This window comes from Maridesulfovibrio sp., from assembly GCF_963666665.1.
Classification (GTDB): Bacteria; Desulfobacterota; Desulfovibrionia; order Desulfovibrionales; family Desulfovibrionaceae; genus Maridesulfovibrio.
Genome location: NZ_OY762999.1, coordinates 2133113 through 2158992, shown reverse-complemented (window position 1 = coordinate 2158992; position 25880 = coordinate 2133113). Strand labels below are relative to the sequence as shown.

22 protein-coding genes are annotated in these 25880 nt (G+C 47.9%); 10 read left to right on the top strand and 12 right to left on the bottom strand.

Annotated elements, in window-relative coordinates; all coding sequences use genetic code 11:
• Positions 1 to 4 precede the first annotated feature (4 nt).
• Genes ACKU40_RS09985 through ACKU40_RS09960 form a run of 6 tightly spaced genes read left to right on the top strand, consistent with a single transcriptional unit; the run spans position 5 to position 6610 of the window.
• A complete protein-coding gene (locus tag ACKU40_RS09985) occupies positions 5 to 2140 on the top strand; it encodes a SulP family inorganic anion transporter (RefSeq protein ID WP_320176351.1) in 2136 nt (711 codons plus the stop codon).
• Positions 2141 to 2152: 12 nt separating this feature from the next.
• Complete coding sequence (locus ACKU40_RS09980; RefSeq protein ID WP_320176350.1) at positions 2153 to 3367, top strand: response regulator; 1215 nt, start codon at positions 2153 to 2155, stop codon at positions 3365 to 3367.
• 24 nt (positions 3368 to 3391) lie between these two features.
• Positions 3392 to 5131: an ATP-binding protein gene (locus tag ACKU40_RS09975; RefSeq protein ID WP_320176349.1), complete on the top strand. Its 1740-nt coding sequence runs from the start codon at positions 3392 to 3394 to the stop codon at positions 5129 to 5131.
• A 3-nt stretch (positions 5132 to 5134) separates the two neighbouring features.
• Entirely contained in the window at positions 5135 to 5491 is a 357-nt protein-coding gene (locus ACKU40_RS09970; RefSeq protein WP_320176348.1) for a response regulator, read from the top strand.
• Positions 5492 to 5511: 20 nt separating this feature from the next.
• On the top strand, positions 5512 to 6144 hold the full coding sequence (locus tag ACKU40_RS09965) for a sensor histidine kinase (protein WP_320176347.1): 633 nt from the start codon (positions 5512 to 5514) through the stop codon (positions 6142 to 6144).
• A gap of 37 nt (positions 6145 to 6181) precedes the next feature.
• Positions 6182 to 6610 (top strand): response regulator, encoded by a 429-nt coding sequence (locus tag ACKU40_RS09960; protein ID WP_015851018.1) that lies wholly within the window; start codon positions 6182 to 6184, stop codon positions 6608 to 6610.
• Between the two features lie 222 nt (positions 6611 to 6832).
• Here ACKU40_RS09960 and ACKU40_RS09955 read toward each other — a convergent pair whose 3' ends face one another.
• The 5 genes from ACKU40_RS09955 to ACKU40_RS09935 form a co-directional block, all read right to left on the bottom strand.
• Positions 6833 to 7963, bottom strand: coding sequence for an ATP-binding protein (locus tag ACKU40_RS09955; RefSeq protein WP_320176346.1), 1131 nt, complete (start codon positions 7961 to 7963; stop codon positions 6833 to 6835).
• Between the two features lie 102 nt (positions 7964 to 8065).
• Positions 8066 to 10408, bottom strand: a complete 2343-nt coding sequence (gene hypF, locus ACKU40_RS09950) for a carbamoyltransferase HypF (protein ID WP_320176345.1) — start codon at positions 10406 to 10408, stop codon at positions 8066 to 8068.
• A 95-nt stretch (positions 10409 to 10503) separates the two neighbouring features.
• Entirely contained in the window at positions 10504 to 11436 is a 933-nt protein-coding gene (locus ACKU40_RS09945; protein WP_320176344.1) for a DUF362 domain-containing protein, read from the bottom strand.
• Positions 11426 to 12769, bottom strand: a complete 1344-nt coding sequence (locus ACKU40_RS09940; protein ID WP_320176343.1) for a hypothetical protein — start codon at positions 12767 to 12769, stop codon at positions 11426 to 11428. Before ACKU40_RS09940 ends, ACKU40_RS09945 begins: the two co-directional genes overlap by 11 nt.
• Entirely contained in the window at positions 12766 to 14247 is a 1482-nt protein-coding gene (locus tag ACKU40_RS09935) for a TSUP family transporter (RefSeq protein WP_320176342.1), read from the bottom strand. Before ACKU40_RS09935 ends, ACKU40_RS09940 begins: the two co-directional genes overlap by 4 nt.
• Before the next feature lie 201 nt (positions 14248 to 14448).
• Between ACKU40_RS09935 and ACKU40_RS09930 the strand changes: the two genes are divergently transcribed.
• Positions 14449 to 15933 carry an ATP-binding cassette domain-containing protein gene (locus tag ACKU40_RS09930; protein ID WP_320176341.1) on the top strand — a complete coding sequence of 495 codons (1485 nt, stop codon included), beginning with the start codon at positions 14449 to 14451 and terminating at the stop codon, positions 15931 to 15933.
• Positions 15934 to 15963: 30 nt separating this feature from the next.
• On the opposite strand, the gene ACKU40_RS09925 is transcribed toward ACKU40_RS09930, so the two are convergent.
• A complete protein-coding gene (locus tag ACKU40_RS09925; protein WP_320176340.1) occupies positions 15964 to 16227 on the bottom strand; it encodes a hypothetical protein in 264 nt (87 codons plus the stop codon).
• Positions 16228 to 16240: 13 nt separating this feature from the next.
• Entirely contained in the window at positions 16241 to 16996 is a 756-nt protein-coding gene (gene cysQ / locus ACKU40_RS09920; RefSeq protein ID WP_320176339.1) for a 3'(2'),5'-bisphosphate nucleotidase CysQ, read from the bottom strand.
• Positions 16997 to 17108: 112 nt separating this feature from the next.
• Between cysQ and ACKU40_RS09915 the strand changes: the two genes are divergently transcribed.
• From ACKU40_RS09915 to ACKU40_RS09905, 3 genes are all read left to right on the top strand, one after another.
• Positions 17109 to 17951: a ThiF family adenylyltransferase gene (locus ACKU40_RS09915; RefSeq protein WP_320176338.1), complete on the top strand. Its 843-nt coding sequence runs from the start codon at positions 17109 to 17111 to the stop codon at positions 17949 to 17951.
• 517 nt (positions 17952 to 18468) lie between these two features.
• Complete coding sequence (locus ACKU40_RS09910; protein WP_320176337.1) at positions 18469 to 18699, top strand: hypothetical protein; 231 nt, start codon at positions 18469 to 18471, stop codon at positions 18697 to 18699.
• Positions 18700 to 18836: 137 nt separating this feature from the next.
• On the top strand, positions 18837 to 20030 hold the full coding sequence (locus tag ACKU40_RS09905) for a fused response regulator/phosphatase (protein WP_320176336.1): 1194 nt from the start codon (positions 18837 to 18839) through the stop codon (positions 20028 to 20030).
• A 4-nt stretch (positions 20031 to 20034) separates the two neighbouring features.
• Here the strand turns inward: ACKU40_RS09905 and ACKU40_RS09900 are convergent, their stop codons facing one another.
• The 5 genes from ACKU40_RS09900 to fliF form a co-directional block, all read right to left on the bottom strand.
• Positions 20035 to 20889: a transporter substrate-binding domain-containing protein gene (locus tag ACKU40_RS09900; protein WP_320176335.1), complete on the bottom strand. Its 855-nt coding sequence runs from the start codon at positions 20887 to 20889 to the stop codon at positions 20035 to 20037.
• A gap of 149 nt (positions 20890 to 21038) precedes the next feature.
• Positions 21039 to 22352: a FliI/YscN family ATPase gene (locus ACKU40_RS09895; RefSeq protein WP_320176334.1), complete on the bottom strand. Its 1314-nt coding sequence runs from the start codon at positions 22350 to 22352 to the stop codon at positions 21039 to 21041.
• 2 nt (positions 22353 to 22354) lie between these two features.
• A complete protein-coding gene (locus ACKU40_RS09890; protein ID WP_320176333.1) occupies positions 22355 to 23092 on the bottom strand; it encodes a FliH/SctL family protein in 738 nt (245 codons plus the stop codon).
• Positions 23079 to 24080, bottom strand: a complete 1002-nt coding sequence (gene fliG / locus ACKU40_RS09885; protein WP_320176332.1) for a flagellar motor switch protein FliG — start codon at positions 24078 to 24080, stop codon at positions 23079 to 23081. Before fliG ends, ACKU40_RS09890 begins: the two co-directional genes overlap by 14 nt.
• A 1-nt stretch (position 24081) precedes the next feature.
• Positions 24082 to 25686, bottom strand: coding sequence for a flagellar basal-body MS-ring/collar protein FliF (gene fliF, locus ACKU40_RS09880; RefSeq protein ID WP_320176331.1), 1605 nt, complete (start codon positions 25684 to 25686; stop codon positions 24082 to 24084).
• Positions 25687 to 25880: the final 194 nt, after the last annotated feature.

Sequence of the window (25880 nt, the reverse complement as noted above, 5' to 3'; positions counted from 1 at the left end):
TCTCATGCTTACTAGAATTTTTCCTTTTCTGGGCTGGTTCAAAAAGTACAGCGGAGCGGCTTTCAGAGCGGATATTATTTCCGGTCTGACCGTTGCACTGGTTCTTATTCCCCAGTCCATGGCGTATGCGCAGCTTGCAGGGATGCCTGCTTACTACGGTCTCTACGCCTCTCTGCTTCCTCCCATGGTCGCAGCTCTGTTCGGCTCCAGCCGACAGCTCGCTACCGGTCCCGTTGCAGTTGTTTCCCTTATGACCGCAGCTTCCCTTGAGCCTCTTGCTACTGCAGGCAGCGAAGGTTACATCGCTTATGCATTGCTGCTGGCCCTGCTGGTTGGTATTTTCCAGTTCCTGCTTGGCGTGTTGCGCCTCGGTCTGGTTGTTAACTTCCTTTCCCACCCGGTTGTTAACGGTTTTACCAACGCAGCGGCTATCATCATTGCCTCTTCCCAGCTTTCAAAGATGTTCGGCGTATACGTGGATAAAGCTGAACTTCATTTTGAAACAATTATGAGGGTCATTAAGGGCGCAATGCATTATACCCATCTACCTACTCTAGGTATGGGTATTCTGGCCTTCGCTATCATGGTCGGACTTAAACGGATTAACCCCAAGATTCCCAACGTGCTTTGCGCGGTTGTGATAACTACTCTTCTTTCATGGGCCACCGGCTTTAATCATGATGCAAAAGTTGATGTTTCCGCTATTCAGGATACTGAGGTTCAGGCTCTTATCGCTGACTTCAACAAGTCTGTTTCCGGTATTGAAGAACTTGCGGTTAAACGTACTGAAATTGCTGCCCTTGAAGACAAAGCCAAGGCAGACAAGAACCAGATCGGCTATTACGATGCAGAGCATGACCTTGCCGTAGTCAACTATCAGGTTAATGTTCTTAAACATAAGTCACATGAACTGCGTGCTTCCCTGCGTCACATCCTCTTTGACGGTGTGGAGCAGGCCGACGGTTCCATAACTTTTTATGTGCAGGGCAAAACTCCTCAGGGTGTAACCACAGACGGACGTACCTGGCGTGTAAAAGTCGGCAACAAGTTACTCGATACCACCTCTTTGAAAATGATGGGCGGCGGTGCTGTTGTCGGAAACGTTCCTTCCGGTTTTCCCGCAATTGCGGTTCCTACTCTTGATCTTAAGGTTATACTTAAGCTGCTCCCCTTTGCGGTCATCATTTCCCTGCTCGGTTTTATGGAAGCTATTTCCATTGCAAAAGCTATGGCGGCTAAGACCGGTCAGAGACTTGACCCCAACCAGGAACTTATCGGTCAGGGCCTTGCGAACATGCTTGGTGCTTGCGGTTCCGCATATCCTGCTTCCGGTTCATTCTCCCGTTCCGCAGTTAACCTGCAGGCCGGTGCTGTAACCGGACTTTCAAGTGTATTCACCTCCGCCATCGTGGCTGTCACCCTGTTGTTCTTCACCCCGCTGCTGTACCATCTGCCGCAGGCTGTACTGGCTGCTGTTATCATGATGGCTGTTATCGGGCTGATCAACGCTTCCGGTTTTATCCATGCATGGAAGGCCCAGAAATATGACGGCGCTATCTCAATTATCTCATTTATTGCAACTCTTGCCTTTGCACCGCACCTTGATAAGGGTATCATGATCGGTGTGGCCCTTTCGCTTGGTGTATTCCTCTATAAGAGCATGCGCCCGCGCGTTTCAAACCTGTCGAAAGGAGAGGACGAGGTGTTGTGTGATGCAAGCATTCATGGCCTGCGTGAGTGTGACCATATTGCGATTGTTCGCTTTGGCGGTCCCCTGTTCTTTGCTAATGCCAGCTTCCTTGAAGATCAGATTACCGATCGACTGATGAATATGCCTAAATTGAAGCATATAATTCTTGTTTGCAGCGGTATTAACGATATTGATGCATCCGGCGAAGAAGCTCTTTCTCTGATTGTCGATACTGTCAGAAGCGGTGGAAGGGATATCTCTCTTTCCGGCGTAAACGAGAGTGTAATGGATGTGCTTGGAAGGACTCATTTACTTGAGAAAATTGGAAGAGATCATGTGTTTGCGGATACCGACAGTGCACTCTGTAGAACTCATGCTCAAGCTCACCATGACGGTACTGAGGATGATTGTCCGCTCACAACATATTGCCGTGTCCGCGGTAACGCCTAGTGGAGGTTGCTAATGTCAGATCTATTTATCTTCAGCGGTCTGTTCTGTCAGGCTGATGCCATTGTAAAACGCTTGATCGATGACATTGATTTCAAGCTTGTTACCGATGGCGACCTCGTGGCTGATGCTGCAGCGCTCGGAGGAATGAGTGAAAAGGCCATAGCTAAGGCTTTTTCTCCCAAGACTTCCATTTTCAATAAGTTCAGCCATGAAAAAGAACGTGCTATTTCGTGGCTCCGGTTGGCTCTTGCTAAAAAACTCGCCGAAGGTCAGGCCCTGCTTGTCTCAGGTATGGTTACCCAGCTCTTGTCTCAGGAGATCAGCCATATCTTAAAGGTTTGCATTATCGACGACCTGCAGAAGAGGGTGGAAACCGCCCGTAACGAGTCCGGGCTTTCCAAAAGCGAGGCTGAAAAAGAAATTCATCATAGTGATGAAGAGCGTGCCACATGGGTTCGCGATATAACCGGGAAGAATGATCCCTGGTCTTCATCTCTGTACGATATGATTATCCCTGCAGATAAGACCGGTGCTGATGAATCTGTGGCCCTGATCAAGGAACAGCTGAATAACGCAGCTGTGGAAGTTACTGAAGCATCCAGACAGGCTGTTCAGAATTTCCTGCTTGCTGCCCAGGTTGAGACTGCGTTGGTAGCGAAAGGGCACAACGTTCTCGTCAGTGCTGAGGATGGCAAGGTAACTCTCGCCATCAATAAGAAAGTTCTCATGGTTGAGCGTCTTGAAAAGGACCTGCGCGAAATCGCCGAGCCTTTGGAAGGCGTCAAGAGTGTGGATGTGACCTTCGGTAAGGAATACTATGAGGCTGATATCTATCGCCGCATGGATTTCGAACTTCCTTCCCGTGTCCTGCTGGTTGACGATGAGCGTGAATTTGTTAAGACCCTGTCTGAACGTTTGTTGCTGCGTGATCTCGGTTCAGCAGTTGTTTACGATGGTGAATCTGCACTTAATGTAGTTAAGGAAGATGAACCTGAAGTAATGATCCTTGACCTGAAGATGCCCGGCATCGACGGTATTGAGGTTCTGCGTCGTGTTAAGTCCGACCGTCCCAACATCGAAGTCATCATCCTTACCGGTCACGGTTCCGAAGACGACCGCAAGACCTGTATGGAGCTCGGCGCGTTTGCTTACCTGAACAAGCCTGTGGATATCGATGTGCTCAGCAAGACTCTTAAGGACGCTTACGCCAAGGTGCGTAACTCTTAATCAATAACCTCTCCGGGGCTGGACATGAACATAAAGGGAATATTCAAGCCGGAATTCTGGGATGCGGACCCCAAGTCCGCCGGACCTTACAAGCAGCTGTTTGACTACAAGCGAATCTGGCAGCTTTGTATCGGAATCCTTGTTGCGGTATCTCTTGTTCCCATTTTGATCATGGCTTCCATCGACTTCAGCGTCACCCGGGGAGCGATCATATCTGAAAATACCCTGGAGGCGGCAAGGACTACGTCCAATACCCGCCGTTCGGTTTCCTACTTTCTGGAGGAGCGGAAATCAGCATTACAACTGCTGGTTGAACTGCATGATTTCCGCTCTTTCCATGATCCTGATAAACTGGGTGAAATGCTGAATTCTTTGAAAAAAAGTTTCGGCGGATTCATTGATCTCGGTGTTATTAATAAGGCCGGTAAACAGGTTGCCTACGTAGGTCCTTACAATCTTGAGGGCCGGGAATATGCAGGACAGGACTGGTTCGAACAGACAGTGGAGCAGGGTATTTACATCAGTGAGGTTTTTCTGGGCTTTCGTGACAGTCCTCACCTTGTCATTGCCTTAAAGCATATGCTTGACGAGAAAACCAATCATTTTAAGATTCTGCGTGCAACTCTGGATACTAAGCAGTTTAACGGAATCCTTTCTTCATTGATCCTTTCTGAAGGGGAAGACGTCTTTCTGGTGAACAGGGAAGGGATTCTGCAGACTCCGTCCAAATGGAACGGTGATATTTTTTCAAAGATTGGTTTTGAACTCCCCGAAGAATCCTTCCGTACCAAGGTTGAACAAATTTCTTATCGCAAGGGTGCTCCGGCTATTGTTGGTTATGCCTATCTCAAAAATACTCCCTTCGTGCTTCTCTATGTGAAGACTGAAGCGGAGTATATGGGCAGTTGGAAGAGCTCTCGCGATACGGTGACATGGTTCACCATCATCAGTATTGCCGTCATCATTCTGGTTATGTGGGCTGTTGCATCTTATCTGGTGGATCGCATTTACATCGCAGACATGACACGTTCCAAGGCCTTGAGGCAGATGGAACACCATAACCGTATGGCTTCCATAGGAAGGTTGGCTGCGGGAGTGGCTCATGAGATTAATAATCCACTGGCTATAATCAATGAAAAAGCAGGGCTGCTTAAAGATCTTTTCACTTTCAGCAAAGCGTACGATGCAGATGAACGGGTGATTGGACTCGTGGATTCCGTTCTCGGTTCTGTTGAGCGTTGCGGACGGATCACCAAGCGACTGCTGGGATTTTCCCGCCAGACCGATATGGAATTTCGTCCGGTCTATCCCCGCAGGGTGATTGAAACCGTGCTTAGTTTTTTGGATAAGGAAGCGGAGTACCGCTGTATTGATGTCAATGTGGATGTGGACGATAAAATTTATGAAGTGGTTACTGACCGTGGTAAGCTTGAGCAGGTTTTGCTGAACCTGATCAACAATGCCTTTCAGGCCATGAAAGACGGTGGTGCCCTGAGTATCAGGGTTGAGCGTGAGGATGAAGGGCAAGTGCTGTTTTCAGTGAAGGATAACGGGTGCGGTATTCCTGAATCAGATCTGAAAAGAATTTTTGAACCGTTTTATTCAACTAAAAAGCAATCAGGCGGAACCGGGCTGGGATTATCCATTACCTACGGTCTGGTACAGGACCTTGGCGGTGAAATGAAAGTTCAGAGTCAACTGGGCAAAGGTACTGAGTTCAGCTTCATACTGCCTGTTGTTCCCAATATAAATGGGGAGAGTTAGTCGATGAAAATTTTATTGGTTGATGATGAATCAGAACTGGTTTCAGCGTTGGCGGAGAGACTTTCCTTTAGGGGATTTGATGCTGATTGGGCCTGTTCCGGGGCGGAAGCAATAGACAAGGTTAAAAATAATGAGTACGACCTCGCGGTTTTGGATGTGAAAATGCCCCGCATGAGCGGGCTGGAGCTGCGGGCCGAATTGAATAAGATTCGTTCAGGTATGAAATATATTTTTCTTTCAGGCCACGGTTCTGAAGATGATTACAAGGCGGGAGCAGCCGAAGCAGAATGTTATCTGGTCAAGCCCGTTAAGATTGAAGATCTGGTTGAAAAAATCAATCAGGCTCTTGGTTCCAAATAAACATCCATAAGGAGTATCGCATGGGAGCATCAGCATTGCAGAAAGATCGTGACGGACTCTGCTTTTTCGGGCAGATCAGCGCGGCCATTTCCCATGATCTCAAAAACGTATTGGCTATCATCAATGAAGATGCAGGCCTGTTGCAGGATTTCTCACTCATGGCTGCACAGGGCATGGAACTTGATCCCCAGCGTTTGATTAAACTGGCGGAGAAAATTCAGGGTCAGGTTAAGAGAGGTGATGGAATCATCAAAAATATGAACCGGTTTGCCCACAGTGTGGATCTTCCGGTATGCGATGTTGATTTCCGCGAACTCACGGAACTGGTAATTTCCCTGTTGACCCGCATTGCCTCACGCAAGTGTGTCACAATAACTCTAAAAGAGGGCGAACAGGTTAACGGTAAAGGCGACCCGTTCACCATTCAGATGCTCATGGCTAAAGCCCTTGAGTATTCCATGGACAGTGCCGGCAGGGATGGAGAGCTCGGCATCGAGGTAAGCTCCGCAGGCGGCGTTAAGGCCGTTGCAATTTCAGGATTGAGTGAAGCAATTTCTGATGAACAGCTGGCCGAGCTTGAATCAATATCCGTTAAAGCGGGCGCCGAACCCGCATATGTCCCGCAGGACAATATATTAACTCTTAATTTTTAATTACTTTAAACTGCTTCATGCAGGTGGAGAGAAAAAGATGGCAGAAAAAGTACTTCTGGTTGATGACGAAAAGGAATTTGTTGAAGGTTTGGCTGAACGCATGGAACTGCGCGGAATGAATGTAACCGCATGTACCAATCCGCAGGAAGCTCTCGACAAGGTTGATTCTGAAACTTTCGATGCAATTGTGCTTGATCTCCAGATGCCCGGAATTGATGGTATCGAAGCTCTTAAGCATATCAGAAAGTCTAGACCCGAAATGCAGGTTATCCTGCTCAGCGGTCATGCAACCGTAGAGAAAGGCATCGAGGCTATGAAGCTCGGCGCAATGGATTTTGTTGAAAAGCCCGCCGACATTAACGTGCTGACCGATAAGATCAAGAAAGCACAGGCCAAGAAAATGATCCTCGTGGAAGAAAAGACCGAGGAAAAAGTTAAGGATATTCTGAGCCACAAGGGTTGGTAGGAATACTTAATTACAATTTACAGTAAAAAGCCCCGCGCTCGGTAGAGCACGGGGCTTTAATTTTATTTTCCTCGATTTGAGACGGTACAACGCTAATAGTGGATATTTCTGGGGTTTTGAATAAAGCTATAGAAGAGAAAACGCTTTTAGGGGCGAGATAATTAGTAATGCCCCAACTATTTTTCGTACACTTTCATTAGTTATGTTGTTTTTCTTATAGGTTTAAAATGCCTGCTGCAACCAAGCCCGAAAAACAGGGTCAACAATCCCCCAATGTCCGCTTTCTTTTTTCTCAATCAAGTCCTGCTCACTGAGAAACTTGCGTGCGGACTGGACCCCGCCGAGGGTCAGGTTGTGGCTTTGTAGGAAGCTGTTTGAAGTAAGCGGGGCTTCCCCTTCTACGGCAATTGCGCGCAGCAGTTTGAGTTGCCCGGTGCTGATTCCCTGAATGATACCCTGATAGCCGTAGCGTTCATTCTCGAGCAGGGTTTCGTATGCTCTGGCAACGTCAGCAGTAGTGCATTCCTTGTCGCAGAGTTCAAATGCACGGTAAGCCAGTGCTTGCAGGTAGTAGGGATATTGCTCCACTTTCCGGGCTATCTCGACAGCTGCCTCTGCTGAACATTCCTTCCCGGCCTGTGCGAACTGATCCACGATGAATTCAACGCATTCATTTTTGGGCAGGGTGTCCAGTTCCATCATGATTGCGCTCTGGTAGAATGGTCTGCCCCGGTTGTTGAAAATATCGAGCAGCACCCGGCGGCGGCTGCCGAGGAATATGTACGAAGCCTTGTGACGTTGGATGTGTTCACGGAGCAGGGCTTCAACGCGCGGTTCTTTGATATCCACAATATCCTGAAATTCATCCAGCGCGATGCAGACCTGAAAATCTTCCTTTTCGAGAAACCTGCCTACTTCCTCCATGATAGTTTCAAGGGCAACCATGGGATCGACCTGCCGTTTTGTCATCTGGACGTCCAAGGACGGCATACCGGTAGCCGGATCAATGGTGAAAGTGGTCTGGATGGAAGGGAAGTGACTTAGCCACCTTTTTCCTTTTTCGAAGATGGATTCATATTCATGAAGTCCGCTGATGAGGGCTTTAGCCAGTCTGTGTACCAGATCTTCCACTGAAACAAGGCGCATGAACTGGGCGTAGATCACGCAGATATTTTCAGCGCGCAAACGGTGCTGCACGCGTTTGACCAGTGAAGTTTTGCCGTAGCGTCTTGGTGCGAAAAGAACAACGTTCATGCCGTTTCGCCCATGGCTGGTTAAGTCGCGCAGTTCATCTACGCGATTGCAAAAAGGCTGGTCAGGTTCCAGTATGTCGGTATGGAATGGGTTTCTCATAACTATTGTTTTTAAATTATTGTAAAGCAATAGTCAAAACTATTGTAAAGCAATAATTGAAAGACAATAGTAAATGTTATTCAAAAGCAATATTTTTAATGATTACCGATTATTAAGTAGCAATTGCCCATAAACAGCCTGCCCCAGCGAGATGCATCCGTCGTTGGGCGGCAGGTAGCGGTGGACAAGCGGGGTCAGGCCGTGCTTTTGGAGTTCTATGGGAAGTTCTACGGCGATGGTCAGGTTTTGCATGACCCCGCCGCTTAAGCCTACCGTTTTGATTCCGGTTTGGTCGGCAATTTGCTCAGCGCAATCAGCTAGTCCCAAGATCAGGCCGCGATGGAAACGGCGGCTGATGATTGCGGGGGATATTCCGTTTTGAAAATCTGTGAAAGCCTGCTTGAAAAGTTCACAGGTGCGGATTTCGTATGGTTCGGCAGTTTGATCGAGCGGGCAATCGTAAGCTCTATGCTCATTCATATCCTGAATCTTCTCGAGAATGATTGCCGGTTGTCCCTCGTAAGATATGGCATGGCAGAGTCCGAGCATGGCTGAGACTGCGTCAAAAAGGCGTCCGCAACTGCTGGTGGGCGGGCAGTTGATGTTCTTTTCAAGGACCTGATCGAACATTTTCAGGCCGCTACGAAATTGATTCGGAACATGAACAAGGTCAGCATCAAGGCCGAGGTCCTTTGCTGCTGCACGGGCGATACGCCAAGGTTCGCGTACAGCTGTCTCTCCACCGGGAAGGCGCAGGTGTGTGAAACGGGCCAGTCGTTTGTGCTCCAGCTTTTCATTGTCCACCAGCAGGCATTCTCCGCCCCAGATGGTGCGGTCTTCGCCTAGTCCGGTTCCGTCGAGGGCCAGCCCCAGCGCAGGACCCTGATGCTTGTTCTCAGCAAGCACAGCGTGGATATGGGCATAATGGTGCTGGAGTGCTGTTGTTTCGAGACCTTCAGTCTGTGAAATTTCTTCGGCAAATCCTGTGGTCAGATAATCAGGGTGCAGGTCGTGGACGATAAGTTCCGGTTTGACCTTGAGGATGGATTGCAGGTGCTGGCGTATTTCCTTCCAGAAATTTGCGGTCTCAAGGTTCTGCATGTCCCCTATATGCTGACTGCTGAAAGCCTGATCTCCTTTGGTCAAACAAAGGGTATTCTTGAGTTCCGGTCCGGTCCCCAGAACGCAGGGGCCGTTTTGCGCAAGGAAAACCGGGGCGGGTGTGTAGCCTCTGGCTCTGCGCATGAAGACTGTGCGTGATTCGGGCTCGCCGCTAAATTCGGGTACGGAACGGGCTACAGAATCATCTACCCGAATAAGGATGTCACGGTTATGGAAGAGAAATACGTCTACTATATGCGGTAGTCTTTTCAAGGCTTCACGGTTCCCGATACAGATGGGAGCGGAGCTCATGTTGCCTGAAGTCATGACCAGCGCTGACGGAAGACCTGAATCATTCATGGCTGCGAAATATTTGAGCAGTACCTGATGCAAAGGGGTATAGGGCACCATTAAACCGATGAAGCCTGTGTCCGGTGCTATTTCAGGCGCAAGGGAATAATTATCGCCTTTGGGTGCCAGAACGATGGGGCGCTGCAAACCTTCCAGAAGCTCAATGTCGTTGGCTGTGAGGTCGGCGAGTTTACGTGCTTCTTCTACGTCAGGGACCATTACAGCCAGCGGTTTGTCCGGTCTGTTCTTGCGTTCACGTAAGGTGCGTACGGCATCAGGGTTGGATGCGTCACAGACAAGATGAAAACCTCCGAGCCCCTTCACTCCGGCAACTTTTCCTTCTGTCAGAAGCTTTGCCAGTTCGCGTAGAGCTGTTTCCGGTCCGGCAAGATCATTACCCTCGTTATCGGTCAACCATACTTTCGGGCCGCAATCAGCGCAGGCATTGGGCTGGGCGTGGAAGCGGCGGTCTAATGGATTTTCATACTCAGTGCGGCAGTCGTCGCAGAGTTCGAAGCAGGCCATTGAAGTTACCGGGCGGTCGTAGGGAATTGATTTGGTAATTGTGTAGCGCGGTCCGCAATTAGTGCAGTTGGTGAACGGGTATTCGTAACGGCGGTTCTGCGGATCATTCATGTCCGCAAAACAGTCCGGGCAGGTTGCCACGTCCGGGCTGATCAGAACGCAATGGCCTTCCCCGGCTGTTGAGGCCAGAATGCAGAATTGTTCCTCTCCTTCGACAACTTCGAGATTTTTCTTCTCCAGCGAAACTATATGGGCCAGTCTTGGCAGGTCGTTTTTGAAGCTTTGGTCAAAGCCATTGAGCGCATCTTCACTTCCCTGCAATTCTATGAGCACCCCTTCCGGGCTGTTAAGGACTGTGCCTGAAAGGTTATGCTTGAGAGCTGTCTTGTAAACAAAGGGCCTGAAACCAACGCCTTGCACCTGTCCGGTGACAGTGAGCAGTCTTCGGGAAATTCTGTTGTCGGTCATCGTATGAAAATCACTTTGCTAAAAAATTGTACAAGCTGTCAGTGGAAGCTGCGAAGCATAATAAAAGGGTTTAAGTCGCCGGAGGCGAAAATTGTTTATCCGAATCTGCTTAAGAAGGATTTGATGCGTCCTTTTACAAAGCGGACAGGTTCAAATTCCATAGGACTCAGTTGCTCAGGAACTTTGAAATCCGTCGTGTCAAAGTCGTCAGGAGGTTCGATTACATATTTAATGTGGTCCGGGTCATAGCCACGTATTTTCTGCTGTGCGGTTTCCCGCCAGAGGAGTATCTTTTTGGGGCTCAAGCCCAGCAGCATGTATAAGGCAGTATCAAGGGCAAAGGGATTGGTTGATCCTGCCAGCAAACTCATGGAGTAGGGCTTGCCGCTGATCGGTCCTGTTTCATGCATGGGATAAATGGCGTCCATTAAATTGAAGGCCAAGGGCATGGATTGGGCCACTTCAATGATCATCTTTTCCATCAGTCCGGGTGTTTCCCCAAAACGCGTATGAGCGTAGGCTTTGCGGAAACCTACCACCGTGCCGAAAAGGTTCTTCACTGCTCCGGTGACCACGAACTGTCCATGGGCCTTCAGTTTGGGGACGTTGATGATCATGTCCGATTCAAGGGCATCACGTGATATGCCGATGGTTTCACCGAAGGAAAGTTTGAGCGGGGTAGGGCGACCGAGACTTTTAGGTTTCAGTCCCATCTTTTTCAAGCCGTCAGTCATGCCGATGGCCTTGGAGACCTGCGCGGCACTGCCGTATCCCGGAGAGTCAGCAACTGTGATCTGTGCTCCGCAATCCTTGAGGTAACGGCACAGGGAAAGAGTCACGTTAGGATGTGTGCAGGCCAGTGGATTCTTGGAGGAAACCAGATTGGGCTTAACCAGCACCTTGGTGCCGAGGTTAACTTTAAACCCGCATTCCTCCAAGGTCATGGCTACTGCCGTATCCAGAAATGTGGATTCATATTCAAGGATACGGAAAAAGGCGACAGGGACTTTCGGATTGTTACTGCTCATCTGGTGTTATCTCTTTTTTAGCCGCTCGCTTAGCTTCTTCCGGTTTGCTTGCTACCGGTTTTACGGCAGGCTTCTTTACCTGTTTTTTGCCCGGTTCCGGTTTGGGCTTTGCTGCAGCTTCTTTTCTCCCCTGTTGAGTAGTTACTTTTTTGCTATTGGTTTGTGAAGTGGGCTCTTTTACTTTTTTGCCGGGCGTATTTGATTTTACAGGTTTGCCGTTAGCGTCTTTTGTGACCGGGCGTTTCTTTTGCTCCGCCGGTCTTGCCGCTTTTTCCTTGCCGGACGCAGCCTGATTTTGTTTTGTTGTTGCTTTGGCTTCAGCAGTTTTCTTCTTGAGTACTTTCTTTGCCTGTTGCTCACCTGATGGGGCCGCTCCCTTTTGAGGGCGCGGTTTTTCTGCTTGTACCGGGGCTGATTTTTCCTTTTTAACAGCTTTATTTTCAGCAGTGCCGGCGGAATCTTGTTTGACTTTCGGTTCAGGTTTCTTCTGCAGTGCTTCTCTGTTGGTGCGCGTGCTTTTAATCTTTTGGCCCTGATCCCCTTTTTTCTTTTTTGCGGCCTTTGCTTTGGCCGCTCTTTTTTTCTTGGCGGCAAGTGCTTTCTTCTGGGCATCCGATAATTCACGGCCTAGTTTGATACGCACGCTTTTCATGAAATCTTCGGAAGCTAGAGTGCCGAAAAAAAAGAAATTGGACATATCCCAGAGGACGGCAAACAGAAGTATTCCTAATGTTCCTAATGCAAGATATGCAAAGCCTGATGTCTGGCTGACCGGTAATGCTTCACGCAGGTTGTAAGCTGGAATGAGCAGCTTTTGGCGGATTTTATTGATCAGCATTTCCGGCTTGTCTTGTTTTTGAGTCGCCATGGCGCCAGACATTTTTTGCAATATCCGGTTAAGGTAATACATGGCCTGAATTGCAGGCATGGAATATCTACGTTCTAAGGCATCGAACCTGTTAAAGTAGAGCAGGTAAATGTCATCCATGAAGAATTTGAGAGTGTATCCGAGGTCGCCCTGAATGTTGACCCTGCGCCCTTTGGGAGTAACGGTCAGCTTATTACGCAGGAACATCATTGTTGCAATACGGGCTTCATCATTGTCCCGGAATACGAGTGTGGTCTTGAAATTTTTACCTAAAAATTGCTTATTTTCAGCCTCGATTTTATCGAAAGGAGGCTTTACTCCCTTGCGCAGTGAATTGAAGGTGGATTCCATGGCTTCAAATCCGTCAGCACCGTTAAACAAAGGCAGGTGCATAGCACCGACTATAAGTATGCTGGAAATGAAGAGCATGGCCGCAATGATGAGGGTTTTAATGGAGTAGGTCATTTCTTTTCCTCCAATTCCTCCACCGGTTGCAAGGCTTTGTACACCCCGCCCAGAAAGGCGAATAACATCCAGCCTCCAAAAATTCCGGCTCCGATCAGCAGGATATATGATCCACTTGAATTAAAGGTTGAGACCAGTCCCGGATCGATGGATGCCCCTGCCTTGCGCAACAGGGCGGGGATAGCCAGTATGCGGTTGATAATGACCGAAACTACCAGCAGGGCAACCAGTCCTTTGACCCGGTAGGGCAGGATATTCTTAAGACTCTTGCTGCCTATATGAAGTCCGGTTATTGTTCCGAAAACCAGTCCAGTTATGCAGTAGATATTGATGAATCCGTTCAACCCATAGGTCGACATTGATAATCCGCCAGTTGAAAGGGCCAGCCGCGCCAGATCGGTTCCGGCAACAAGTGCCGCCACGCAGGCAAACCCTTTGGTCATAACGGTAAAGGTAAGGATTACCCCGCCAGATCCGGTCATGGCCATAAAAAAACCGCCAACTACGGTCAAAAAAAAGATTGGTAGGACCGGGATGCTTTCAGTTTTGTCTTCTTCTCCTGCTTTGTCCAGATCTGGTTCTTCCCCGTCACGTCTCATTACAGCCGGTTCCAGGTCGTCTGTTTCTGCCTCTTTTAGAGTTGAGGGAAATTTGATGTATGGGGGCAGCTTCATATTGCGCATGCTGCGGGCAATTTCCCAAGGCTCTTCATCCGGGTACAATTCATCTTCAAATTGCGGTTCAGGTTCGGGGGCCGGTTCTGGCTCCGGTACTTTTTCCTTTTGAGGTTGCGCTTGTTCTTCCGTTCCTTCTTTGGCTTCTCCTTCTGGCTTTTTTTCTTCACTCTTCGGCTGTGCTGCGGGAGGGGAAGCTTGGGTATTTATTGCATCTTGTTCCCGATTCTTTTCCTGTTCTTTGCGTAGGAGTTCAAGCGCATACTTTTGTGCAGCTTCACGGAAGTCCGGAATAATAATGAATGAATATACGATAAGCCAAAGGGCGATCATGGATGAGATAAAGACATCATTTCCAGCCGGGTCGGCAATGAATATCTTTTTGCATAATGTGTAGCCGGCAAGCCCTCCAAGCAGTGTGCCGACAGTCATGATCAAGGCCAGTGTGTATTTGATACGGCGGTTGATGCTCATGCGCAGGCTTTGGATTGTGCTGAAGATAAAAAGCCGCAATATTTCCGAACCGACAGCGTAGATGCCGCTCACTCCTGCGGTCATCAGTGCCGGAACAACCAGCAGTCCTCCGCCTGCACCGATTACCGCACTGAGCATTCCGGTAACAAGGCCGATAGCTGTGCACTGGAAGAAGCCCGGACCGTCTGCGTCCGGCAGGATGTAGGGATTGTTGGCCCGTCCGAGATAGGCTGGAATTTTGAAGTCCGCTGCGTGTAACAGCAGGGGGCATAGCAGGAGAAATGCTGCACTGATTAGTAGGAAAATGTGTCGGCCGGAAGGTTTCTTCATGTGATTCCCTGGCTGATTGATTAATGATTTTATTTACATATAAAAAGAATTGGGAAATATATCAACCACCTGTATTTTCTTTTCATCCGTAATCAGGAGGACAACTTGCGCTCGCTTTTTTTAAGTAGTAGAAGTTTAGCCCTGATCATAAATATTAGTTTATATTTTAAAAGCTTAAGTATAAGGCGAAGCGGGGTTGGCATGAGCGGTAAATTGGTTTCCATGAAGGATCTTTCACTTACATTGGATCGTGGTCCGGTGTTGCAGGGTATCAATTGGGATATCCATTCCGGTGAACATTGGGCTGTACTGGGGCCTAACGGCGCAGGTAAGACTACCCTGATGATGATTTTAGCCGGAGAAGTCTGGCCTGATGATGATACCAGCCGGGAATTCTGCATTGAGGGCGAGAGCGTTCACAGCCCACTTGAGCCGCTTGAGCGTTACCGCATGATTTCACCTGAGCATCAGGATATTTTTGAGAAGCTGGCCTGGGACGTAACCGGTGAAGAAGTTGTTCTGGCTGGAAAGGACAATACTCCATTTCTATATCGTCTTGCAGACGATGAGGAGTATGTGCGGGTCCGTGATTTTATGGAATCGCTTGGAATGCTGGACCTCGCAAAGCGCAGCATGGTTAAAATGTCCCGAGGTGAAGGACGTAAGATTCTCATTGCGCGCGCCCTTATGGCTGAACCGGAAATCCTTATTCTGGATGAATTCCTTGAGGGGATAGACCAGCAGTCCCGTGAGCAGTTGATCCGGGCAATTGATATTGCTGCTGCCAACGGAACAACTATTGTTTGTTCCGCTCATCGCAAGGAGGAACTGCCTTCCTGCGTTAATAAAACTTTGTATATCCGTGAAGGAAAAATTGATCGTTGTAGGGACGAACTTGGGCGTGAGGTTTCCTGTGCAGCTCCTCAGGAATTGAAGCGGACCCCTCCGGAAGTAAACAGTATTGAACCGGGTCGGATTTTGTTTAAGCTTTCCGATTCAAGTGTGGTTTTTCTAGGGAAGACTGTGCTGCACAATATTGATTGGGAAATGTGCGGCGGTCAAAGCTGGGCCGTTCTGGGGCGTAACGGTGCCGGGAAGTCCACTCTCTTGCGTTTGCTTTACGGTGATGCCGCAGCTTATGCCGCTGAAGATGAAATGATACGTCTGCCAGAAAGGGGAGATAGTTTGCGTTCTGTGCGTGGACGCATGGGTATGGTTTCCGCTTCCATGCAGGCCTCATTCGGTGAGGCTGTGGGTAAGCCTATTCCTATTTTTGATGTGGTTCTTTCCGGGTTCTTTGCATCAGCTGGAATTCTGGATGAAATTTCTGATGAGATGCGTGAGAAGACTTGGGAGTGGTTGCGTTTCTTCGGTATTGAGGATTTGGCGAATCGACCTATGGAACAGGTTTCTTACGGGCAACTGCGTAAGGCATTTATTGCCCGTGCACTGATTTCAGGTCCGGATGTTCTACTGCTTGATGAACCGCTGGCCGGAGTGGATGAAGAATCCCGCCTTGAGATCTACCAATTATTGGAATTGCTCGCTAAGGCCGGAGTAGCAATGGTTTACGTGACTCACCATCGAGAAGAATTGATCCCGTCAATTTCCCATGTTCTCGAAATTGATGATGGAAAGGTTTCCTTCCGGGGAGCAAAAGAAGACTATTTCAAGTTGCGTGATTAACGAAAAGGGGATGTTTAACATCCCCTTTTTTTATTTTTTGATCCAGCCTTTCGCATTCATACAGCGCTGGAAGGCTTTGACTTCCTTGGCGTAAAAATCCTGATCCTGTGTGTAAGTCCTTTGGGGAAGGTCATTGTCCGGGGCGGAGTTGGTCGCTTTTTGTGATCTTTCTAGGCATTCGGCGCGGTCTGCGGCAAAGCGTTCACTTCTGTTTACAGAAAGGTCCAGACTTGGATTATGCCATGATGTGCAGCCTCCTAACAGAAGCAGTCCGGTCAGTACTATATATTTCATGTTTCTTCCTTGATCAGGCTTTGACAATAAAGCCTGCGTTTCTCAAGTTTTCTTTGTTGTAGGGAAATTCCTTTCCATCTAATCCGAACATAGAACCGCCCGCAGATTCGACGATCGCTTGTCCGGCAGCTGTATCCCATTCCATCGTAGGATTGAAGCGGGGGTAAAGATGTGCTTTGCCTTCTGCTACTAGGCAGAATTTGATTGCACTGCCTGCCGGAGTCATTCTTTTCACGTTGAGCGTTTCCAGATATTCCTCAAGTTCCGGCGCAGGATGTGACCTGCTTCCAACCACGATGAGTCCTTCGTTTTCAGCAGGAGGATGCGTGCTGATAGCTACGGGAGGCTCGCCATTTCTGCTGACTTGCGCTCCTGTCTCGGTGCTTCCGGTGTAGAGCGCGTCTTGTGTCGGTGCGTAAACAACTCCGAGGATCGGACGGTTGTTGCGCATCAAGGCGATGCAGACACAGAATTCACCATTGTCCTTGATAAATTCTTTGGTTCCGTCCAAAGGATCTATGAGGAAAAATTGATCCCAATTTCTTCTCTCTTCAAAAGGTATTTTGACTCCCTCTTCGGATAGTATGGGAATATCAGGATACAGGGCTGTCAAACGTTTTGAAATGACCTCATTGGAGGCGAGATCAGCCGCAGTAACCGGAGATTTATCTTCCTTGTTTTTTACGTCGAAACCTTTGCTGCGGACATTCATAATGGCAGCCCCGGCTTCACGTGCAATACAGGAGAGATTGTTTATTATTTCTTCCATGTGCAAAGCACTATCAAAGCTTTAACAAAGTGTCATCTGTCGCTGATGACTATTCAGTTGATTTTGACTTGTCCGGGTATGAAGTTTATCAAAGAATGTTACAGGGGGAATTATGAAGATAGATATCAAAGTGTCAGAAATGCTTGAAGGGCATTTCATGGAAAAGTGTTTTGCCTCCGGTGAAAAGGTTCTTATTGCTCCGCATGTACTTCTTAGGAAAATCTCCCGGGATCTGGGGTTGGATATGAATTGCGTTGAAAAGGCTGTTTATAATCATGGGGCTGTTCCTGAACGGTACGCACGTAATCTTAGTACTTTTTCCGCTGCTGAGCAGCGGAAGTTGTTTTTTTCAAAGGTGGCCATGGTCGGTATAGGCGGTCTTGGTGGTCATTTGCTTGAGTCATTGGCTCGTGCCGGAGTAGGGCATATTACGGCTTGTGATGGGGATAGCTTTGAACCTTCCAATCTTAACAGGCAAAGGTTTGCCGTTGAGAATTCTCTATACAGCAAGAAGAGTGAAGCAGCTTTTGAGATGATAAGGGAAGTTAACCCTGCTGTCTTTTTAGAGGTCCGTCCAGAGTTTCTTGATGATGATTTTGAATCATTCATCAGAGGAGCTGATCTGGTTGCAGATTGTCTGGGAGGTCTTGAGTACAGGGGAAAGCTGAAAAGTGCGGCCACAAGGTTGGGAATCCCGATGGTGACAGCCTCTGTAGCAGGCTGGGCCGGTATAGTGTCTACAGTATTTCCGGGAGATAATTCTCCTGCGGACTTTTTTGGCTCTAGTAATGGCCTTGAGGAAGAATTGGGAACTCCTGTTCCGGCAATTACTACTGCTATAGGTATTCAATGTGGTGAAATTTTGAAGATACTTAGCGGTCAAGACTCTTCTCTCTCAGGAAAAGCTTTGATGTTTGATCTTTCAAAGTTATACTTTGAGACCGTATCTATTTAAAATTATGAGTTGAAGAAAAGTCATTAGGATTCGTATTTTTTCTGCTGAATATATTTTATAGAAAGCCGAGGCATAATATGTATGTGCCTCGGCTTTTTATTTTCCGATATTTTAAAATTTGAAAATTTAAATAACATTGCTTGCTCTTTTGTCTTAGTTTTTTGTGTTGAGCTATACATGGAACTCTTTTGCTATATGTATAGTGTAAGGATTGCCTTGTTTGAAAAATAGATGTTTTATTGTTATATGATCGTGGTTTGTTTATGTTATGTGTCTGGTGAATGTGTTTAATTGATAATTTTATGTGCTTATGTTTGCGCCTGTATGTAGTTTTGCTGATTTTGTCTGTTTGTACTTTGCAGTAAATAAAACTTTTAAAAATATTAAAATAGAATTAGCATTGCAAATAGGTGAATCTATTGATAAAAATTCATAATTATGTGGACAGAATAGTCTTTTGTATATATTTCTACGTTTGTTTTTCTGTATTGAAATAATTAAAAGGTAGGAAATATCAATGAATAAACAATTTGAAGATGTTATTATGGAAATTAATAACGTTTCTGCAGCATTGGAGTTTATAAGTGAATCTATTGAATGCCATGCTGCGGAAGGAAGGTCTATTAATGTTTGCGGATTGGCGTACTTAACGAAGATGTTAGGTGTAAGTTCATCCAATACTGCTGATATTTGTTGGGGACTCTTTCCTGAAGTTTCTGCCGGAAACAGTGAATCTCGCGATTCTTAATTATGAGCTTGTTTATACTACATAATCAGTTCGAGTTGTGCTAACTTCAATTTGAAATTGAAATATACAATAGAAGTGAAGCCTTGGCTGTGCTGTTGGGTATGTCCTAGGATTGTTAAGTTAGCGGAGGTTCTAAGGTGAGCGATAGTTCCCTTGATGTAAAGGTGGCCGAAGATATTCCTAAAATATTGGTAGTAGATGATTCTGCAACCATGAGGAATTTTTTGACCCGGGTGCTTGAAGGCGACTATGATGTTGAAACCGCATCCGACGGGCTTGAATGTATTGCTCAATACATGAAGGTCCGGCCTAGTGTGATCCTGCTTGATTTGCTTATGCCGGGCATGGACGGTTTTGATGTCATTGAGAAAATTCGCAACGTGATCGACGATCAGGAAGTGATAATTATTGTTCTTACCGGACAGGATGAACAGGAAATTAAAGCCCGTGCGCTTAACAGCGGAGCTAACGATTATCTGACAAAGCCTTTCCATGTGGTGGAACTTAAGGCCAGAGTTGGGGTCGCCATAAGGCAGGTGATGCTGACACGTCAGCTTCAGGCAGCTAATACCAGCTTACAGCGAGCCTACGATATCATTGATGATGAAGTTAAGCTTGTCGCCAGATTGCAGGATAAACTGTTGCCGACGGTTATTCCGGTAATTCAGGGTCTTGATATTAAGAGCATGTATCGTCCGTCTGGTCGTGCAAGCGGTGATTATTATGATGTGTTCGGGCTGAAGGACGGAGTCGTGCGGGTTATAATGGCTGATGTTTCCGGGCATGGTCCTCAGGCTGCCTTCATTATGGCTATCGTGCGCACCCTTTTTAAGGCTGATGGAGCAAACCATAATGATCTTGCAGAGAGCCTGAATCAAATCAATGAACATCTTCTTGATCTCATCGGTAAGGACAGTTATTTCGTTACCTTGTTTGCTGCCGATATAGATTTCAATAACGGTGTGATGAAATATATGAGTGCCGGACATTGTCCTGCGCTGGTAATGCTGGATGGAAAAATGAGTGATCCATTGGTGGCCGAGGTGCCGCCCTTAGGTTTCTTTCCTGTTAACTGTGTTCTTTCGGAGTGTCGTTTTAGTTCATCCTTGCGGTTGTTTCTGTTTACCGATGGTTGTTACGAGTGGCGTATGAACGACGACTATTTCAGTCTTGAGCCGTTTGTGGAAATAGCAGAAGAGTTGATGCTGAATAATTCTCTGCATCTTGATTCCATAGAGGATATTCTGGAAGAAAAGACCGGTACTCGTCCTGTTTTTGATGACGATGTAACGGCGTTGTCGATTGATTGGTCCGCTTCTGCAGGCAGCTAGCTTGTTATACTAATTTGTCTTTAACGAATTTGATGGCTGTTTTAATTTCGTTACGGTGTATGTAAGATATCGTTATGAGTGCTAAAATAGTAATTATTCCGGCTGTCTTGCGATGATTATTGCTGCCGGGGGTAAAGTCCAGCCATTTATTTATGATTATTTTTTTTCTTTCTTGAGGAATCGCCGCCATATTCAGGTTGATTAGTTTGATCAAGTCTGATTTCTGCTTGCTCACCGTGGGATATAGCTCTCTTGTGTATAAGTCCTGAACACATTCAAATGAATTTGCAATTCCCAGCTCACTAAGAAGATAGATTGCTACAGGGTAATCAGCGACAAATGTTTTAACCCTTCCTTCTACTGCTGCATTAAACATTTCAGCTGCTGAATTGAATAGCATTAGCTGGGTATAAGGGTAATGCTTTTCCATGTAAATTTTTGAATAGTCAGCCTTGATTACCCCACAGCTTTGTCCTTCTATAATTGTATTATCAACTATAATGTCAGGAGTGGCAAAAAGACTCCCCTTGATTTGGAAGAGGTAGTCGCCGTAGTTCATTTTTTGGGCACGACTTTCAGAATAAAACATACCCCCGTTAATGTCTGCATTGCCACTTACAGTGTCTTGTACAGCATCTTTCCATGGTTGAAGATTGAACACAATTTCTACTTCAATCTGTTTTGCCCATTCTTTCCAGAAATCAATAAGAACTCCGTCCGGTGCCCCTTCTTTGTTAATGAAAGCCAGAGGGGGCATGGTTGAAGAGTGAGTAATGATTAATGGGGAAGACGCAACAGATATTGTAGGCAGTAGGATTAATATCGCGGCAATGGTGGAGAGTATTATGGATTTAGTCATTTTATGCTAACGCGGGCTTTGGGGTAGTAGTGCTACTTCAAGAATCGATTGTTAGCAGTAAATGCCAGTTTAATCCATGATAATATCAATAGGCTTAAACTGACATAAAAAGACTTGTTCGGTGGTGTTCTATGACAGGCAGGATCATGCTAACTTGCTGCTGCAAGTTCCATTAGTTTGGCAAAGCTCTCTTCAATAGTCTGCTTATCTTCGACGAGTTGTTGCAAGAATACGTTAATCGCCGGAACCATTTTGATGGCGGTGTCAATTTCCGGGTTTGCACCTTTCTGGTAAGCACCAATATTGACCATGTCTTCCACTTTACGAAAAGTAGCCAGTTGGCCGAGCACCTTGCGTCCGGCAGTAACAATATCACCCTGTACAATATCACCGCGAACACGGCTGACGCTTTTAAGCACGTCGATACAGGGGTAATGCCCTTGGTCGGCAAGGTCACGGGTGAGCACTATGTGCCCGTCAAGAATTGAACGTACGGCATCTGCAATGGGTTCGGTAAAGTCATCGCCGTCAACAAGTACTGTGTAGACCCCGGTGATGGAGCCGTGCGGATTTTTACCGGCGCGCTCAAGCAGTTTAGGTAGCTGTGCGAAAACTGAAGGGGTGTATCCTCCACGTGTCGGTGGTTCACCTGCTGCAAGACCTACTTCACGTCCGGCCATGGCAAAGCGGGTGACTGAATCCATCATCAAGAGCACGTCTTTATTCAGGTCGCGGAAATATTCGGCAATGGCGGTGGCAGTATAGGCCGCGCGCATACGGATAAGCGGGCTTTTGTCCGAAGTGGCGATAACCAGCACGGAACGGGCGAGTCCTTCTGGTCCGAGATCTCGTTCAATGAATTCTACAACCTCACGTCCGCGCTCACCGATCAGGGCGATAACGTTGATGTCAGCAACGGTGTAGCGGGCCATCATGGAGAGCAGTGTCGATTTGCCGACGCCGGATCCGGCCATGATGCCCATGCGCTGGCCCTTGCCCAGAGTAAGCAGTCCGTTGATTGCTTTAACACCAACATCAAGCGGTTCATTGATGCGCGGACGTTCAAGCGGGTTGGGAGGATCGCGATGTAGGGGATTGTATGCTTCGGGGAAGATTGGTCCCTTGCCGTCAATGGGTTCGCCAAAAGCATCTACGGCGCGGCCGAGCAGGCTCATGCCCACAGGAACTTTAGGCGGTGTTTTGGAGTTTTCAATCAGGCTTCCGGAGCTGATGCCATGCATTTCCCCGTAAGGCATGAATAAGCATGATCCGTCTCGGAAACCGACCACCTCAGCAGCGATGGGAGATTCGGCGTCTTCTGGAATGAGCTGGCAGACCGATCCCAAGGGAGCCTTGATACCTTTCCCCTCGGCAATAAGTCCGACTACCTTGCTGACCCGGCCATAGCTTCGGCAGGGATCCAGTGCGTTAAGGAGTTGAGTGCAGCCTTTCATGTCGGCCATTACTATTCTCCTGTCCCGGGTGTCAGCTGTCCGAGAATTTCCTGTACGCCTTCCCAGCGGGAAGTAATAGTGTTCTCGATCATGGCGTCGGCAGCTTCAACAATTACACCGCCGTTGTCGATAGCCGGGTCTGCTTTAATCCGCCACTTGGCGAGATCAGGGAATTCGGTCCGTGCTTGTTCCAGCAGGGAGCCGATGATTTCACTGTCAGCCGGTGAAACCTTGATTACAAGCTGGGTCATGGAGTCGATGCGGTTCAGGGCGTCATCCAGCAGGGATGCAAGAATTTCCTGCCTGCGGGTTTCCATTTCTACGGACAGTGTTTTTTCAATAACCATGAAGATCAGTGAGATGGCGTCAGCTGACTGGGCCATCATGGCATTGTGTGCTTGGGCTTGGATGCCTTGCAGGGTCTGGGCTACATTTTGGCTGAAACCGATCAAATGCTGTTCGGCTTCCTGTGCTGCCTGTTGCTGTCCTGCTGCATAACCTTCAGCCTGAGCAGTAACACGGATCTGTTCCGCCTCAGCCATGGCCTTGGCAATAATTTCCTTGGCCATGTTCTGGGCTTTGGCTTTGACCCGCTCGTAATATTCGCGGTCAGTGTCTTCGTTCCAGGTCGGCTTCTTCTTGCCTTCCATTTCCTGTATAGTCATCTCCTGAGTCTTGTTATTGGAATCAAGACCCATGATAACCCTACCGGTGTAGAACTTATTGTCTTCAGCTTTAGACAAAGACATCTCCTGAACCTCTGCTGATCATAATCCGGCCCTCGTCTTCGAGGCGGCGGATGTTCTTAACAATATTCTGCTGTGCAGCTTCCACATCGGAGAGCTTCACAGGGCCCATGATTTCGAGGTCTTCGCGGATCATATTGGAAGCACGCTCGGACATGTTCTTGAAGAAGAGCTCCTGTAAATCGTCGGAGGCACCCTTGAGTGCAGTGGTGAGCTCTTCGTTTGAAACTTCCTTGAGCAGTTCGCGGATTGCGCGGTCGTCCAGTCCCTTGATGTCTTCGAAAACGAACATGAGGTTCCTGATTTCTTCGGCCATCTGGGTGGATTCTTCCTCGATTTCTGAAAGAACTTCCTCTTCTGTGGAGCGGTCTACGGCGTTGAGGATTTCCGCTACTGCGGGAACGCCGCCCACTTTCTTACCTTCCTTGCCACCCATGGCGATCAGCTGGCTTTGCAGCACCCGATCCACTTCCATGAGCATCTCTTCTGCGACAGCTTCAAGCTTGGCAAGTCTCATAAGCACTTCGGCTCTAACGCCGCCGGGCAGGTTGGATATAAGGTCCGCTGCCTGATCCGGGTGCAGATGGCCGATAATGAGGGCCAGTGTCTGCGGATGCTCGTTTCTGAGAATCTGGGCCAGAATCTTGGGGCTGACGTTCTGGAGTTCCTGAAACGGAGCGGGGCCGCTTTCAAGGTCGAGCTTATCCAGAATGTATTTTGCGGTTTCCTCGTCAAGGGATTTGCTGAGCAGTCTTTTGACCTGATCGGCTCCGCCCATGAGGAGTTCAGCTCCATATGCCAGAGTTTCATTGAACTCTTTGAGTACTTCCAAAACCTGTTCTTTCGGGACTGAATCCATCTCCAGCATGGCTCTTGACACGTCGGCAATTTCCTGACGGTTCATGCGTTTGAAGGCTTCAGCGGTAAACTTGTCCCCGAGGGCAAGAAGTACGATTGCTGTTTTTTGATTACCGGTGAACGGCGTAGACAATTTAAGCTGCCTCCTGCTTCAGCCAGCTCTTCAGCACCTGCACAGCCTGATCCATATTCTTTTCCGAAAGTTGCAGAGCCTGAGCCTTGGCGTTCTCCAGTCTACGTGCCGTATCAAGAGCCTCTTCGTCAAGATCACTTTCATCAATTGCGAGTCTTTCTCCTGCTTCAGGCAGACCGGCAACTTCGTCAATTTCTTCTTCAGCCACACGGGGCTTGATCAGAGCCATGATTACCGGGCGTACAACCAGAATCAGGAAGAGGAAGATAAGCAGGCCGTTAAGGAAAGGCTTACCGAGGCGCTGAGCATATTCAAGCATGGTGCGCATGAGGCCTTCATCGCCGAACATGTCCTGTATGCCGAAGGACATATTGGAGACCTCAACGATGTCACCGCGTACTTCGTCGTAGCCTACAGCTGAGCTGACCAGTTCCCGGATGCGCTGCATTTCTTCTTCAGAGCGGGGTACGTAGGTCATTTCACCTGTGTCAGGGTTCTTTGTATAAGTTCCGTCAACGATAACCGCTACACTGAGGCGCTTGAGTTCGCCCACAGGAACGATGATCTGCTGTTCTTCTTTGTTGATTTCATAGTTGGTGGTACGGGTTTCACGTGCTGAGTCCTGAGTGGTCGCTGTTCCGGTGAAACCGTCACCCCTGAAGTTTGCTTCGGGTACGCCGCCATCTACGTTGGCGGTGCCGCGGGTAGTTTCTTCGCTGGTCTGTTCAGAGCGTGCAACCTGACCGTCAGGGTCATATGCTTCTGTCTTGATGGTGCGCTGTCTGAAGTCGAGATCTGCGTTAACCTTGGCAATAACTTTATCCGCGCCGACGATGGGCATGAGCAGGCGCTGGATGCGCTGTTCAATCTTGGATTCAAGGCCGGACTTGTATTCAAGCTGGCTGTTGGTGATGTTCAGCCCCAGTCCGCCGTCATCTTCAGGCTGGTAGAGGACCTGTCCGCGCATGTCAGTAATGGTTACATGTGCAGGCTTCAAGCCTTCAACAGACATTACCACGAGGTTGAGAACTCCCTTGATCTGCTTGTCGGCAAGCTTTTCGCCGTCTTTAAGCTTTAGAACTACGGAAGCAGAGGGCTCAACTTGTTCTTCAATAAAAAGAGACTTCGCAGGCAGAACAAGGTGTACTCTGGCACGTTCAACCTGCGGAAATTCGCTGATTGTTCTGGCCAGCTCGCCCTGAAGAGCTCTCTGGTAGTTGATGCGCTGGATGAAGTCTGTCTGTCCGATCTGGACCTCATCGAAAATTTCATAACCGATTCCCTGTCCGTGAAGAGCTCCTTCACCGGCAATTTTCAGACGCAGGTCATATACCTTGTCCGCAGGAACCAAAATGGTGGAGCCGTTATCCTGAATTTTGTAAGGCTCTTTGGTGGATTGCAGGATGGAAACAACACGGGAAGCATCTTCAGCATACAGTTTGGTGTAAAGAACACGGTATTCTGTCTGGTTGAGCCAGAAAACCATGAGAATGAAGGCAATTACGACGGTGGCCGCAAGCCCTCCGATCATGATTCTCTGCGAGACAGTTCGGTCGGACCAGAAATTCTGAAATTTACCCAGATACTCAGCTATGAAATTTGGCATACTTAAACTCCTGACGATTTTTCATTTGTTTAAGCAAATGGTGGACCATTAGTAAAGATATTAATTAAAACGATATCTTAGCGTGAGTTTATCTTGGTCTTTATGGTGTGGAGGAAGGGGGTGACAAAAAAATGTCAATGAGGATGATACAGGAAAGCTACCACGAACCCCCTCGTAGCAGGGGCGCGTGGTAG